This window comes from Flavobacterium sp. UGB4466 (genome assembly GCF_903469665.1).
Taxonomy (GTDB): domain Bacteria; phylum Bacteroidota; class Bacteroidia; order Flavobacteriales; family Flavobacteriaceae; genus Flavobacterium; species Flavobacterium lipolyticum.
Genome location: NZ_CAGKLC010000246.1, coordinates 1 through 1,005, shown reverse-complemented (window position 1 = coordinate 1,005; position 1,005 = coordinate 1). Strand labels below are relative to the sequence as shown.

The window sequence follows — 1,005 nt, the reverse complement described above, 5'->3', positions numbered from 1 at the left end:
CATCTAATTAAATATTACGTAGGTTCTTGTTTCTGTGGTTTTAGTAAATCCTCCATTCCCATCAGGACGATACACATCTCCTGTCGCTGATGTAGCCATGTATTTACTTTTAGTATTTGTATACGCATCTCTAGATTTCATATAACTATTTATAGTTCCTACTTGATTACCAACAACACTGAATGTTTTTACTCCTTCTTGTATCCTAACTTCTGTTTCAAGTATTGCACTATTTTGTTCTGTCGTTCCTTTGTTATCGGCAACATAATTAAATGTAAACATATCCTCTAAATTTCCACCTAACATTGAAGTAAGTGATGAAGCGTATTCTTTATACAATTCAGGACGTTCTGCTATTTTATCTGGTGTATGTCCTTCAAATAAATGTCCTATTCCCGTTGAATACATTCTTCCATTATCTTTCGAGTGAGCAAAACTATCTCCAAATCTATGTAATGCATATCCTTGTTGTCTTGCCGTTTTACCATTAAAATAACCTAACTCAGAATTTCTTCTTTCACCATCTCTATAACCACCAGTTAACGCATGCACATCTACCTGCCAATCCAAGAGCGTCCATGTATTTGTAGCTTTTACTATATCTCCACCTCTGTCCATTATTTCGTCTGGAATTTGAGCATAATAAGCTAACTCCCCAGCATTTGATTTTCCTGCTAACAAAGCCGCTAGATAAACAGTCCAATAATGTCCATCAACCTCGTAATTACCATTAGGGTCAACAAAAGTTAATGGATTATTAAACGCATATCTATAGGGAGTTATTGAGACTGCTTTTTCTGCCATTAGGTCAACATTCATCCAACGACCAATTGCAGGGTCATAATTACGTGCTCCATAGTCGTACATGTTAAGTCCCAGCTCGTCTTGCAACTCTTTTCCATTGTACTTATACTTATTACTAGTAGCAACATAATCATTATACCCCTTGTGTTTCAATCCAAAAGGATAATAATTATTCTCGTCAATAATAGTAAGAACTTGGGT

The 1,005-nt window shown here is 35.5% G+C and carries 1 protein-coding gene; it reads right to left on the bottom strand.

Going from position 1 to position 1,005, the window contains the following annotated elements; all coding sequences use genetic code 11:
• Nucleotides 1–3: 3 nt before the first annotated feature.
• On the bottom strand, nt 4–1,005 hold a 1,002-nt coding region (locus JO950_RS21900), incomplete at its 5' end, for an RHS repeat-associated core domain-containing protein (protein WP_202704538.1).